The sequence below is a fragment of the Methylobacterium planeticum genome (assembly GCF_008806345.1).
Taxonomy (GTDB): domain Bacteria; phylum Pseudomonadota; class Alphaproteobacteria; order Rhizobiales; family Beijerinckiaceae; genus Methylobacterium; species Methylobacterium planeticum.
The window spans coordinates 152,422-165,911 of sequence record NZ_VZZJ01000007.1 but is presented as its reverse complement, the minus strand read 5'-3'; the positions used below and the strand labels follow the sequence as shown (position 1 = coordinate 165,911).

General features: G+C 71.0%; 7 protein-coding genes. All 7 read right to left on the bottom strand.

Going from position 1 to position 13,490, the window contains the following annotated elements:
• Window positions 1-13: 13 nt before the first annotated feature.
• Complete coding sequence (gene bcsN, locus F6X51_RS11015) at window positions 14-1,111, bottom strand: cellulose biosynthesis protein BcsN (protein ID WP_150963510.1); 1,098 nt, start codon at window positions 1,109-1,111, stop codon at window positions 14-16.
• A 1-nt stretch (window position 1,112) separates the two neighbouring features.
• Window positions 1,113-3,113 (bottom strand): tetratricopeptide repeat protein, encoded by a 2,001-nt coding sequence (locus F6X51_RS11010; protein WP_150963508.1) that lies wholly within the window; start codon window positions 3,111-3,113, stop codon window positions 1,113-1,115.
• On the bottom strand, window positions 3,098-4,258 hold the full coding sequence (locus tag F6X51_RS11005) for a glycosyl hydrolase family 8 (protein WP_150963506.1): 1,161 nt from the start codon (window positions 4,256-4,258) through the stop codon (window positions 3,098-3,100). The genes F6X51_RS11010 and F6X51_RS11005 overlap by 16 nt, the downstream gene beginning before the upstream one ends.
• Complete coding sequence (locus F6X51_RS11000; RefSeq protein ID WP_246696745.1) at window positions 4,255-6,882, bottom strand: cellulose biosynthesis cyclic di-GMP-binding regulatory protein BcsB; 2,628 nt, start codon at window positions 6,880-6,882, stop codon at window positions 4,255-4,257. Before F6X51_RS11000 ends, F6X51_RS11005 begins: the two co-directional genes overlap by 4 nt.
• Before the next feature lie 72 nt (window positions 6,883-6,954).
• Window positions 6,955-9,414 carry a UDP-forming cellulose synthase catalytic subunit gene (gene bcsA / locus F6X51_RS10995; RefSeq protein ID WP_150963504.1) on the bottom strand — a complete coding sequence of 820 codons (2,460 nt, stop codon included), beginning with the start codon at window positions 9,412-9,414 and terminating at the stop codon, window positions 6,955-6,957.
• A gap of 142 nt (window positions 9,415-9,556) precedes the next feature.
• A complete protein-coding gene (gene bcsS / locus F6X51_RS10990; protein ID WP_150963637.1) occupies window positions 9,557-10,282 on the bottom strand; it encodes a cellulose biosynthesis protein BcsS in 726 nt (241 codons plus the stop codon).
• A 690-nt stretch (window positions 10,283-10,972) separates the two neighbouring features.
• Window positions 10,973-13,477: a response regulator gene (locus F6X51_RS10985; RefSeq protein WP_150963502.1), complete on the bottom strand. Its 2,505-nt coding sequence runs from the start codon at window positions 13,475-13,477 to the stop codon at window positions 10,973-10,975.
• Between the last annotated feature and the right edge of the window lie 13 nt (window positions 13,478-13,490).

Sequence of the window (13,490 nt, the reverse complement as noted above, 5' to 3'; positions counted from 1 at the left end):
CGCCAGGCCGGCGCTACCACCCGAACGGCGGCGGCGCCGGCCCCCGGTAGGCCTGTGCGGGAAGATCGCTCGAGAGCCGGTCGGGCTGGGCGGTGCGCGCGGGCGGCGGCGGCACGGCGATGGGGGGCTCGCTCATGCGTCGCTCGACGGGCGGGGCGACGCGGTCGGTGAGGAAGCGCGGCTGGTTCGCTGCCCCGGCCTCGCCGGCCGGCTTCGGCACGACGAAGGTCTGGGGGCCCTGGCCGGCATAGGCTTGCGGGGCAGCGGTGCGCGGCACCTCGCCCGTGAGGAGCGGTGCGGAGCGCGGAGCCTCGGACGGCACCGTGATCAGGGTCCGGCTCCCGTTGATCGCCACGGCGGGCGGGACGGGCTGGAGCGGGGCCGGCGACAGAACCGGGGACGGCTCGGGCTCGACCACCTTGGCGACGTGCGGCCTCGGCCGGCGCACCCGCGCAACGTCCGGCCCTTCGCCGGTCCGGATGACCAGCCGCTGGAGGTCGGCGATGAGGTTCTGCGACGCCGACGGCCGGCGCTGGCAGTGCTGGATGCGCAGCGATGCGGCGATCTCCCCGCCCGTCCAGCGGCTGCCCCCCGCCTCGCCGCCCCGAAGATTGTCGATCCACTGCCACGCGTAGGCGCAGCGCTCCGACAGGGCGACACCGAACGGCCCGTAGCGGTTCCGCATGGGCTGCCGCACGATCCGGTAGGCGCCCTCGCTCGACAATTGCGCGAGTTCACCGGCGATCCCGGATCGGGTCGGCCGCTCCATCGGAACGCCGCCGCGGCCACCGGTGCGCAGCATGACCTCGATGCGGCTCGTCGTGTCGGCGCCCTCGAGGCTGATCCGCTGCCGCCGCCCGTTGGCGTAAGGGGTCTCCTGCAGCGACTGGACCGAGCCGCCATGCGGCAGCGACACGAGCGGGCCGCGCTGCGCCGGAATGGCGTTCGTCTCGAGGGAGCTGAAGAAGGCCTCCGGCGCCGCCCTCCGGCTCAAGGCCGAGCGGTTGCCCGTCGTGTTGCAGGCCGGCAGCGCGAGGGCGATCAGGCCGAGCGCCAAAGCGGGTCTGACGGCCCGCCCGAGCGACGAACCGATGAGAGAACGGGAATCCATCTTACTGTCCCAGGGCTCGGGGATCCGGGCGCGGATTGCCCGAACCGAGGTCGAAGGCGCCGAAACGGTCGGTCTCGCCCTTCATCGGCGCACGGGCAGCGCCGCCGACGCGGGCTTCGGCAGCGATGTCGGCATGCGCCAGGGTTCCGACCGGCGGGGAGCCGCTGCCGATCTGGAAGCTCGGCCTGTCGGTCCCGTTCCAACCCGGCAGCAGGGTGTAGCCGTAGCGCTCGTAGGGCATCGCCGACGCGCCGACGACGCGGCGTGCCACGAGGGGCGGTGCGGCTCGGGTCTCGCGCAGGTACTCCCCATCCCGCGACGGATCGGGCACGATGGAGCCGCCGGCGAACCGCAGCGGGTTCTCGGCCGCCACCGCGATGGGGAAGTCGGTCCGCTTCACCGGAAGGGCCTGGGATTGGGGCGTCCGGGCCGCATTCGGCTTCGGCACGCGGCCGGGCGCGGCCGTCGCCGCTGCCAGCACGACCTGCGTGACCGGCTGGGCGACCCGGGCTGGGGCGCAGGGCGTCGGATCGGATTGCTGCGTCTCGCTCGGGAAGGCCTGCTCGACGACCTTCGGGAAGAGGCCGTCGTAGCGGTTGAGGACGTCGAAATACTCCCGGGTCCGCTTCAGACGCGCCAGCGTGATGGCGTAGCCCACGATGACGGGCTCGCGCGGCATCCACGCCGAGGCCCGCTGGAACCATTCGAGCGCCGTGTCGAACTGGCAGGAATTGTAGGCGTACCAGCCGAGCGCCTGCGCGCCCTCGCCCGATGAGGTCGCGAGCACGAACTTGGCGAAGCGGTCGATCCGGTTCGGCTCGAGCGGCGAGACGGGCGACTGCGTCAGGCGGCGCTCCATCAGGTCGATGTACAGAACCGTGTTCACGATCGAGGGACCGCGCCAGGCGAACGCCACCTCCTCGGCCTCCCGCTCCTGGCCCATCTCCATCAGGCTCAGGGCGAGACCATGCGCCACCATCGCGTCGCCGCCGCGCCCGACCGCGGCCTTGAACCAGTCCAGCGCCTCGCGGAACTGACGGCGCCGGTAGGCGTACCAGCCGAGCATGCTCATCTGCCCGGCATCGCCGATCTTGCGCGCGTTCTCCCCGAATGCGGTCAGGTCCGCGGGCTGGACGCGCGTGTCGGTCTCCCCGTGCAGGAAGGCGGCGATCCGGGCGCGGGTGATGTCGGGCTGGATCGGCCGGAATTCGCTCGATCCGTCGGCGGCGGCCCGTCCCATCGCGAGCAGCGGCTCGACCTGGGCCATCGGGAGACTGGCCATCGCCTTCTGGATGGTGGCGAGGCGCAGGGCCGTCTCGCTCTGCCGCTCGAGGATGCCGCGGTAGACGGCGCCCGCCGCCGCGGCCTGTCCGGTGCGGGCGTAGGCCTCGGCCACGAACCACGCGATATCGATGTCGGGGGCGCGCATCGCGTCCGGATCGGACTGGATGCGCGCGACGATGTCGGCCCAGGCGCCGCTCTGCGCGGCGGCCTTGACCTCGCTGCGGAAGGTGCCGCGCCCGAGCTTGCGTGCGAGCTCCTCGGAGGGCTGCCAATCCGGGTCGACCGCCCGCCGCGCGGTAATGGAGGCGCGCAGGTCGTCGAAGCGGCCGGCCGTGAAGAGGTCCCAGAGGGGCGCCTCCTCGGGCGGGCTCGGCTTCAGGCTGTCGAGATCGTTCGGGGGCGCCCAATTCGGGTGGCGGCGCTGGAGCCGGCGGATCTCGGCCTGCACGCGCTTCGTCTGGCCGTTGGCCGCGTAGTAGCGCAGCGCGCTCTCATCGACGATCTCGGCCTGGATCGACGGCGCCAGGGCATTGTCGAGGATCACCGGCGCGCGCCGCTCGGAAGGCTGCAGCACCCCGGTCGCGACGGGCCGGCCGGGCAGCGTCTGGGCGTGGCCGGATGCGACCGGCCCGCCGAACAGGCCGAGGACGGCCAGCAACACGGTGCAACCGAGCCGGTGGCGCGGGGACGGGCCGCCCTGCTCTAACGCCCAAGGCATGCTCTGTACCTCATCTGTGCCGCGACCAGCGCGAGGAGATGGAGTGTCGCCGGATAGTAGTTTTCGGCCTTGGCGGGCGTCATGAAGCTCGCCGGCACGGCCTCGCCGGACAGGGCGCAGGCCTCGAGCGCCGACAGGGCGGCGTAACCGGGCTCCTGCATCCACTCGATCGCCTGGCCGTCGGCGGTGTCGATGACCGGCAGGCCGGTGCGCTCCCGGGTCGTCCAGCTCTGGCCGAAGGCGGCGTGGGCGCGCCGGTCGCCGATCCCCGCCCAGGCGAGGTAGAGCGGCACCCGGATCGCATTGTACGAGAAGACCGCCGGAAATCCTGCCGCCGGCTTCGGCGTCGGGTCCCGCAGGGAGATCCACTCCGTCGGCAGCTTCGCGGGGCCGAACTGCGCCTTTGCCAGAAGGTCGAGCCCGCTCCGCGTCACGCTCGCCCAGTCGATCTCGCCCGCGACCGATGCGAGGCGGGGGAAGGCCGGGAAGACCCAGTAGGACAGGTTGACGACGGGCCCGTCCGCCCGGTCCTCGGCCGAGAAGCCGGACATCCCCGGAAGAAGCGGTTGCCCCTCCGCCTTGAACAGGATCGTGCGCCGGCCGATATCGACCGCGAGCCGCCGCGCGGCGACGCGATATCCGAGGTCGGACCAGGCATCCGCCGCCTCGACGAGGGCCCAGGCGACCAGGATGTCGCCGTCCGTGGCGTTGTTGAGATCGGCCACGGCGGGCCGCTTGTCCGGTTCCCAGCGCCAGGCGAGCAGGGCATCGTCGCGCACCATCAGGTTGGCGCGCGTCCAGTTCCAGATGCGCTGGAAGGCGTCGCGATCCCCCGCCGCGACGGCGAGCAGCATCGCGTAGCCCTGGCCCTCGCTGTGGCTGATCTGCCCGTTGCCGGTGTCGACGACCCGGCCCTGATCCGTGACGAAGCGCGACTTGTAGGCGAGCCACGCCGTCGGGTTGCCGAGGGCGTTGAAGAGCGTGGAGCCCCCCTCGGCCTGCGGCTTCGCCTCGGTCTCGGCTCCGGGCCGGCGCATCTCGGTCGGGGGCGGGACGGAGTCGGGCGTGGCATCGGTGGTCTGCGCGGCGGCCTGCGCGCCGAGAAGGCCGAGGAGCAGGAAGAGGCCGGCCTGGGCGCGTCTCATGAGCGCATGTCCTTCTTGTCCGCATCGTCGCCGGCCGCGTCGGGCCGCGGGGCCGCGCGCCCGGCGGCGTTCGCCCGACCGACATCGCGAAGCACGGCGTTCGTGCTCAGACCCAGCGCGATCGCCGCGGCGAAGAGCACGAGGACGTAGATCGACGGGTTCATCGAGAGCCAGCCGGCGAAGACGAGGCGCAGGTTGCCGAAGCCGCGGGGCTCGGTCTCGAGCAGGCGCGTCCGGTTGGCGTCGTAGGTCGAGATCGTGCCGTCGTTGGCGTCGAGCACCGCGACCCGGCCCTGCAGCTTGCCCCACAGGGCCGGCGTGCTGAGGCAGGCGACGGACGCCTGAAGCAGAGCGGCATTCGGGGCGGTGAACACCGTCACCACCGAGTTCAGGCTCTCGCCGTCGACGCCCTGCCCGACGACGAGCGAGGCGCGCGAGTGGACCTCGATCGGCGGATCCTTGATCTGGCCCTTGGCCCAGCCGACGGCGCCCTCGAAGGCCGATTGCGCGGCCGTGCCGATCTCGCCGGCCGCGTTCGAGATCTGGTCGGTGAGCGAAGGGGTTGGCCGCAGGGCCGCATCCCAGGCGGTCGCGATCTCCACCGCGTCGTTGCGCGTCCGGTAGCCCGAGCGCGGGCGCTCGGAGGACAGCGCGGCGACGCGCGCGCTCGCGGCCGGCAGGGTGCAGGCGGGCGGCACGTTGTTGCGGAGCCTGTCGAGGCTCATCCCGTCGGTGGCGGCCGCAAGGCCGGTGGCGCGTTCGCCTTCCGATCCGGGCGAGGCCGGCGGGGCCTCGGCGCGGCCCTGCCAGATCTTACGGAGGCGGTCCGGATCGATGCCGATGTTGCGGAGCAGGGCCGGATCGAGGGCCCGGGCCGGCGCCACGATGATGGCCGGCGCATCCCGGTCGACCGGGCGCTCCGCGCTCAGGGCGAAGTCGATGACCCGATCGGCGGCGATCGCCAGCCGGACCGCGATGGTGGCGGCCGCCGCCATCGTGTCGCGATCCGGTGTCGGGACGACGAGACGCGGACGCTTGTCGGCGAGCGTGTAGGGAAGCGCGCCCGTCGCCGTCGCGGCGAGATCCGGCACGCGCAGCGCCCGGGCGAGCTGGGGCACCTTCACGGTGGAACTATTCAAGAACAGAAAGCGCTTGTGATCGTCGCTCGGGTTGGCGGTATCGCAGGTGCGATCCGCCTCGCTCGGCAGAAGCGCCGTGATGTCGACGTGGTTGCGACCCGGCCGCCAGAGATCGAGGCCGAGGGCGATCGGCTCGCCGCGCAGCCGATCGCCCGCGGCCTTGGGCAGGGGGATGCTGGCGGCGTTGCGGCCGTTGATGTCGACCACGATCTGGGCGCCGACCTCGAGGCCCGGCGCGTAGCCGCCCGCGATCGCGAGGCCGATCTTGGCGTAGTCGGCCGGGACGAAATCGGCGGGCAGCGTCAGGTCGAAGCCGGAGCGGAACAGGCGGCCGCTGAACTCGCGGTTCTGGACCCCGAGGGTGTCGAGGCCGATCGTCTCGCCGCCGCGCACCGGAACGCCCCGCGCGAGCGCCAGGACCCGGAGGCCCTGCGGGCTGCCCACGAGGCCGTCCGAGCCGTCGCGCCGCTTCAGCGAGGCGAGGCCCGCGTCGAGGTCGTCGCTGGACTGTCCCGTGACCACGAGCGTGGCGGCGCGGGATTCGGTCGCTGGCTGGAAGCTGAGCGCCGTGCCGCCGGAGGCGTCGAGGCCCGGCACCGCGCGCAGCTCCTCGGCCGTCCCGACGACGAGGTTGAGGCCGGCCGGTCCCGGGATGAACGGGCCGAACTCGACGACCGCCTGCGAGAACCGCCCGACGAGGGCGAGCTGCTGCGCGGCGCGGATGATCCGCTCGAAGCTCGCCGGGTTCGGACGGCCACCCAACACGATGCGGATCGGCACGATGCCCTGCTCGTTCGGAGGGATCGCCGCCAGGTCCCGCAGGCTCGCGACGGAACCGGTCCCGGGCGGCAGGATCAGGCCGGTCCAGGAGGGATCGATCTGGGTCCAGAGCTCGAAGGTCGCCTGCAGCGAGCAGTCGACGCGATGGCGCTGGACGCCCGAGAGGTGGATCGCGTTGTATCCGGGCTTGAGAACCCCCTCGGGGATGTCGAACTCGATGATCTTGACGGCGCCGGGCGCGTTGATCTGCGCCCGCCCGATCACCGTGTCGTTCACCGAGGTGGTGATGAACGAGGATTCCGGCATCACCGAGATCGCCGCGAGGTATCCGATCCGGAAGCGGACGCGCTCGCGGACCTGCGCCTCGGTCAGGTAGACCGACCATTGCAGGCTGCTTTCCTCGCCGATCAGCCGGAGATTCTCCGCAACGCTCGGGAGGGGCCGCTGCGGGATCGGCGCGGAGGCCTGCACGACCGGAACGTCGGCGACGGGGCGTGCGGGCCGGGTCTGACGAATCTCGGGGCTGGCGGGCCGCTCGGACGGAAGGACGAGGCCTTTCGGCGCGGAGCGCCCGAGGAAGCTCTGCGCCTGCGCGGCGGTGATCGGGAGCAGGCCGAGGCTCGTGGCCATGAGGGCGGCGAGCGCGCGGCGCAGGGGGCGCCGCGCCGATGCGCCGGGGTCGCGATGGATGCGGAAAGGGGACATCTCGACCGTCAGCGCTCGCGTGAGGGGGAGAGGGGCCGGAACATCGGCCCTGCCGGGATCAGCATCATGGCCTCAGCCCGCCGCCGGCTCGGCGGTCGGCCCGAGATCGGCCGCGCGGCGCTTGCGATTGCGGGCGAGCGCTTCGTTCTCGGCATCGATCATCAGTTGCAGCCAGGTCGGTGGCGGCTCGCCCGCGGGCTCCGAGGCGATCTCGGCACCGGCATCCGGGGCCGGCTCGGTGACCCGGGCCGCGGCGCCCACCGGCAGCGGATTCTGGGCGGCGGCGCCGATGAGCTTGCGCCGCATGCCGATGGTCTTCGGCACCGGGATCTCGGCCTCCGCCTCGGCGGGGCGCCGCGTGCGCAGGCCCGCGACGGCGTAGGAGAGCGCGCGGAACGGCTCGGTGACGCCCCACCAGATGAACTGGGCGGTCCCGGCGAACAGGTTCTTGTGCCGGCGCCGACGCGCCTGGAAGCGCGTCATCGCCCCGGCATCGCCGTACATCAGGTCGGCGAGCGCGAAGTGGTCCTGCGGCCGCAGCCGCTCGAAGCGGCACTCGCACAGGGTCTCCTCGCCGACCGGCGTCGAGCCGGACAGCACCACCGGGATCGTCGGCCAGGTGCCGGATGCCGCCGAAGGCCCCTGGCCCTCGCGCAGGGGCACGATGGCGAGGAGGCCGGCGCTGGAATCGTCACCCCGGCGCATCGGCACGATCGCGTCCATGCGCAGCCGGCAGCGCTCGGCGGAGACCCGCTCGACGCGGACGTCGATGGCGAGCCCGTTCAGGGTCAGCACGGCCTGCCGATCGACCGCGAGCGAGGGTGTGGTCTCGACCTGGCGGCGTTCCGCCGTGACGCCGAGGGCCGCGCCGGCCTTGATGACGTTGATGAGGTTCCAGAGGCCGACCACGAGCATCAGGTTCGTGATGCCGGGCTCGAACAGGTAGCGATAGGCCGCCACGAGGCTGCCCGTCAGCAGGATGGCGTAGACGATGAAGAAGGGCAGCGCGAGCGGCGAGAGGTGGTCGTGGTCGAGCGTGACGTTCTTCGCCGTGACGTTGAAGGTGGGCTTGCGCGGCGACAGGATGACGGAGGCGGTCGCCTTGATCAGGAACAGCCCCTGAACATACTCGTAGAGTTCCGAGACGAAGGGCCAGCGCACGCGGCCGTAGAGATAGCTCTGCATCATCATGTTCACGATGATGTACGTTGCGGTGTAGGCCAGCGCCTCGTCGACGTTCGCGACGACGATCTTCATGTCGAAAAAGATGTACAGCAGCGGCGCGAACATGAAGATCAGGCACGGTATCGGGAAGAACCAATACGTCATGTTCGACATGTAGCAGAGGCGCTGGATCGACTTGAGGCCCCGCTTGAAGATCGGGTTCTTCAGGATCATGATCTGCAGCATGCCCTGGCACCAGCGCGAGCGCTGGCCGATGAAATCCCGCAGGGTGTCGGGCTGCAGCCCCGCGATCAGCGGCTTGTCGACGTAGACGCTGGTCCAGCCGCGCGCGTGCAATTCGAAGGCGGTCTCGCAATCCTCCGTGATGGTGATGCCCGAGAATCCCCCCGCCTCGTCGAGGGCCTTGCGCCGCAGGAGCGCGGCCGATCCGCAGAAGAACGAGCCGTTCCACTTGTCGAGCCCGCGCTGGCCGATGGCGTAGAACATCTCGTTCTCGGAGGGCATGCGTTCGAAGGTGCGCAGGTTCCGCTCGATCGGGTCGGGGTTCAGGAAGGCGTGCGGCGTCTGCACCAGGAACAGGCGCGGATCCCGGGCGAAATGCCCGATCGTCTCGCGCAGGAACGAGCGGAACGGCACGTGGTCGGCATCGAGGACGACCACGATGTCGCCGGTCGCGTGGGCGAGCCCATTGTTCAGGTTGCCGGCCTTCGCGTGGAGATTGCGCCTACGGGTGAGGTAGCGGACGCCGAGCGCCTCGCAGAGATGCTGGAGCGTCGTGCGGCGGGCGCGCGCCGCCATGCTCTTCTGTCGGTCGGGATCGGCGCATTTCTGGTCGGTGCCGCCATCGTCGAGGAGCCAGACCGTCAGCTTGTCCGCCGGATAGTCGAGGGAGCGGGCCGCGGCCAGGGTGGTGGCTAGGATGGACTCGTCCTCGTTGTAGCTCGGCACGAAGATGTCGACGCTCGGGAGCGCGTCCTCGTCCTTGATCAGCGCGGGTTCGCGGTTGAGCGGGTCGGCATTGATGACGAGGCTGAGGAACAGGATATAGAGATAGTAGAGTTCGGCCGCCAGAAGGATCAGGCCGGCGGTCAGGCTGAGCGGATCGGCCGACCACGGCAGCGTCCGGGTGATCCGCCAGTAGAAATACTTGATGACGACCAGGCTTCCGATCCCGAGGAAGACGTAATGCGAGGCACGTCCACGCGTGAAGAGCCAGATGCCGAGCATCGCGGCGATCGCGCAGAGGCTCATCTCCAGCTGCACCGCCGTGCCGACCGGCTGCAGCAGCAGCGCGACGACCACCGCGGTGGTGACAAGCCACGAGAGCCGGACGAGGAAAATCGGCATCGAGGTAAAGTCCTGACGTTGCCCGGGCTGCACCCGCCGAAACATTCGACGAAGCGGCTTCAATGTGTTTCAGAATAGGACGCGCCTACGCGAGTCTTGATCGGGATGCGCTGCCGTTTTGAGGCAATCGTCTCAGAATTGGCTAGAATGCCGCGCGCCCTTCAACACTGGTGTAGTAGCCCCCCTTCTGTACACGGTCATATGCATAGCCCGCACCAAGCGAGAACTTCATCGGGCCAACCGTGAAACCAGTCAGGTGTGCACCGACGCGCCATTGGTTGAAGAAGGCATCGCCCAGGAGCGTGCCCTCCGGGCCGACGAACACGCCGTCCGCGACCATGAAGCCGAGCTTGGCGCGGACGTAATAGGCGTTGAACAGGGTCGAGTACGACGCGTTCGCGGCGACCAGCGTGTTCAGCGTCGGGTTGAGGTAGATATCGGCCGCGACCTTCGCGCCGATGCCCGTGCCCACCACCGGATTGCGCGGATCGAGGATCGAGAGCTCGTTGTGCCGCACGTTGAAGCCGACATAGCCGGCGATCGCGGCCTGATCCCAGATCCACTCGTATCCGGTGAGCACGGTCCCCTCTTCCTGCTCGCCGCGCACCCGCGTTCCCGCGGTGGCGCCCGGATAGGAGTAGGTGCCCGCGATGGCCTGCACGCGGATGCGGGGGCCGCTCTCGACCAGAGAGCCGGCGGGCGCGATCGTCGTCGTCAGGGCGCCGAAGGCCGAACTGTTCGACGTCACCGTCGCGGCGCCGTCGAAGGCCACGATGTAGTCGTCGGCCCGGTCGGCCCGCTCGGTGCCGGTGTACCAATCCGCGCCGCAGGCCGATCCGGCCCAGAGCAGCGCGAGGGCGAGGCTCATTCCCCGCGCGACCAATGGCGTGCCCTGAACCACGGAACCTCTCCACAACCAGCGGATTTCGCCAAATGAGCTTAGCGAACGTTAGTTGATTTTGTTCAATTATCCCGGTTAACGAATGGTTAACACCACTTTATCTGGTCACTTTCATTCCTCTGTGTCTCATTTGCATCAGCGAACCGGGTACTCGATCGCCGGTTTGACAGCGAACGATCCGCTTATCGGTGTCCCGGCCCGCGGCTAATCTGAACAGAAATTGGGCAGATTGGATGAGACCGCGCCAGGATGCGCGCAACCTCAGCTGACGTCGTGCCGAAGTCGAAGATGGCTGCGAAATCCCGATGCGCGCCGCGCGGGGATCGGTTCAGCGCGGTCGCGTGGTTCGATCTGAACGGCATTGCGGTTGCGTCGTCCGGGATCGCGTCCCGGAGGCGCAAGATCGCGCGGCTTGGTCCGGTGCCGGCCGGCTCCGGGCACGGGACGGACCCGCGCGCCCCGGCATGCGGCATCGCCTCACGGTCCCGAGGGCAGGCTGAAGCGGGCGCTCGGGAGCCCGCCGCCTCTCGCCGTCCGGTGCGCGGGGGCGGCGCCGACGAGGCCGGACGGCCGGCCAGAGCCGGGGCAGCGTCGCGAGGAACGGACCCTCGATGCCCCGACCGGTCGGAGCCCGGTCCGGAGCGGCCCGGATTGGGGTCAGGCCGCGCGCGCGGACCTGTCGGCCTGCGTTTCGAGGGCGAGCGTCAGTTCGGCGAAACCGAACGGCTTGTGGAGTTGCTGGAACACCTGGGCATTCGCCGGCAGGTGGCCGCGCGGGCCGGCCAGGATGATCCGCAGGCGCGGATGTGTCCGCGAGATGGTGGCGGCGAGATGGAGGCCGCCCATCCCGGGCATCGCGTAATCGGCGATCAGGACATCGAAATCCCGGCGCGCCGACAGGATCTCCATCGCCTGCTCGCTCGCGGCCGCCACCGTCACCTCGTGGCCGAGTTCGGCAAGCGCGTTCGCCGCGGTCGAGCGCAGCAGCATGTCGGGCTCGACCAGGAGGATCTTGAGCTCGTCGGCCGGCACGGAGTCCGGCGCCTGGACGACCGGCTGCCGCTCCCCGGCGGGAAGCCAGAGGAGGACGTTGGTGCTGCCGCCGACGGCCTGCACCTCGAAGGCGGCGCCGATCTCGTCGGCAAGATTGGCAACGGAGGTGAGCCCACGCCCCTTCGAGAGGTCGGCCGGTGCCGAGAAGGTCAGGCGCAGGCTCGGCCGCGTCGCGAGCAGGCTGGTGGCGGGCGGTTGCGCCGCTTCCACGATGAGGGAGACGCCGCAGCCGCCCGGGACGGCCGTCTTCACGTCGAGGACGAGGTTCAGGATCAGGATCTCGAAGTGCCGCTCGCTGCACAGGACGGGCGGCAGGTTGTCGTCGAGGGACAGGCCGATGGTGATCTGGGGCGCGACCGAGGATTTCAGGAACTCGGTCAGATCGTCGATGACGGACGCGATGTCGGTCTCGCCGAAGGACGACGCCTCGCGCCGGGTCAGCGAGGTCACCCGCCGCGTCAGCGCTGCGCCGTTCCGCGCGCCGCGCAGCGCGACATCGACCATGCGCTGGCTGTGCTCGGGAAGGTCGTCGCCGTAATGCTTGAGCATCCCGAGCGCCGTCATGACGACCGCGATCGCGTTGTTGATGTCGTGCACGATGCCGTCCGTGACGCTGCGCAGGAGCCCGTCCTTGCGCCGCTCGAGCGTGGGCTCGACGGGCCCTGCCGCGAGGGGACCGACGACGGGCGAGACGGAGCCCTTGACCGCGTTGACGACACCGACCTCCCGGCTCAGCACGTGCAGCCGCTCGCGCGTGTCGCCGTCGTCGAGGACCCGGGCCATGCGCAGGAGGAGGCGCCGCCCGGCGCGCTCGTCGTTCACCGGCAGGGTCCGGAGGGTAACGTCCTGGGGCGCGCCGCCGGCGGCGATCGCGGCCCGCATCGCGACCCGCATGAGGTCGCGGTCGTCGGGGTCGAGGCGGTTGACGAGTTCGTCCAGGGAGGTCGCGCGCTCGGTGGCGCAGGGCATGATCGGCAGGACCGCGTCGGTCCAGGTCACCCGCCCGTTGGTGAGATCGACTTCCCAGCAGCTCCAGCCCGCCATCGTCTTGAAGGCGCGGACCCGCTCGCGGCTGCGCACCAGCGCGGAGCGGGTATCCTGGACGATGCGCTCCCGGCTCCGCCCGCGGGCGATCGAGGCGAGGGCTGATTCCGCGAGGCCCTGCAGTTCCCGGATCGGCAAGGACGTGACCGGCTGCCCCGTCTCCTCCCGGGCGCACCAGGCCTCGATCCGGCGCAGGCGCCGCCCCAGGATCCCGCCCCCGAGCCAGGCCGCGCCGCCGGCCGTCAGGAGAGCGAGCAGGAGAAGCGGCAGCAGATGCAGGTCGGAATGCGGGCCGGCCACGGACTCGGGCGTTCCGCGGGCGAGGATCAGCCATCCGAGGCCCGGCCCCTCGTCACCCCCGAGGGAGGCCGAGGATTCGAGGGGTCCCGCCGCGCGCTCGCCGGGTGCCTGCGGGTCCGACTGGATGATGGCCCGCCCGCTCGCGTTGATCACCGAGAAGGCGACGGCCCGCCCCGGCTCGCCGAGGCTGCGGCGAACGCCCTGCGTGGCCTCCTCGACCCAGCGCGGCGTCAACTGAACCGCGACGACGCCCCTCGCGCCCTCGGCGATCGGCGCACTCACGATCACGTTGCGTGGGGCCTGCGTGCCGGCCTTGCTGCTCTCCGTGGCGTCCGCGGCCGCCATGCCTTGCAGGCCGCGGCCGAACCACAGGCTGCCGGACACGTCGGCATCGAGGAACTTGCCGCTCGCGGTCGCGCGGACGCGGCCCGTGCGGTCCGCAACCAGAATGTCGGCGTAGTCCGGGCGCAGCGTCTGCCACGTGGCCAGGAAGCGCTCGAGGCTGGCGGAGGATGCGCCCTCGCCGAGCTGCTCGCTGAGGGCGGCGAGGCTGACATCCCGCCCGACGTCGCGCAGGGTCCGGTCCAGGCGCTCGGCGAGGAGGGGCGCCGCGCGCTGCAGCGTCGCCCGCGTCTGCTCGACCCGCGCGGCGCTCTCCTGGAAGCTCGAGGCGACGAGCACGAGGGCACCGCCGAGGCCCACCGCCAGGGCGACGGAGGCGCCCGCGAAGGTGCGCAGCGAAACCTGAAACCGACGCTTGGTCATCAACACGCGCAGC

Excerpts from the sequence above, each read along its gene's own strand:
- bcsN (WP_150963510.1), bottom strand. The coding sequence starts at position 1,111 with ATGGATTCCCGTTCTCTCATCGGTTCGTCGCTCGGGCGGGCCGTCAGA.
- F6X51_RS11010 (WP_150963508.1), bottom strand. The coding sequence starts at position 3,113 with ATGCCTTGGGCGTTAGAGCAGGGCGGCCCGTCCCCGCGCCACCGGCTC.
- F6X51_RS11005 (WP_150963506.1), bottom strand. The coding sequence starts at position 4,258 with ATGAGACGCGCCCAGGCCGGCCTCTTCCTGCTCCTCGGCCTTCTCGGC.
- F6X51_RS11000 (WP_246696745.1), bottom strand. The coding sequence starts at position 6,882 with ATGTCCCCTTTCCGCATCCATCGCGACCCCGGCGCATCGGCGCGGCGC.
- bcsA (WP_150963504.1), bottom strand. The coding sequence starts at position 9,414 with ATGCCGATTTTCCTCGTCCGGCTCTCGTGGCTTGTCACCACCGCGGTG.
- bcsS (WP_150963637.1), bottom strand. The coding sequence starts at position 10,282 with ATGAGCCTCGCCCTCGCGCTGCTCTGGGCCGGATCGGCCTGCGGCGCG.
- F6X51_RS10985 (WP_150963502.1), bottom strand. The coding sequence starts at position 13,477 with ATGACCAAGCGTCGGTTTCAGGTTTCGCTGCGCACCTTCGCGGGCGCC.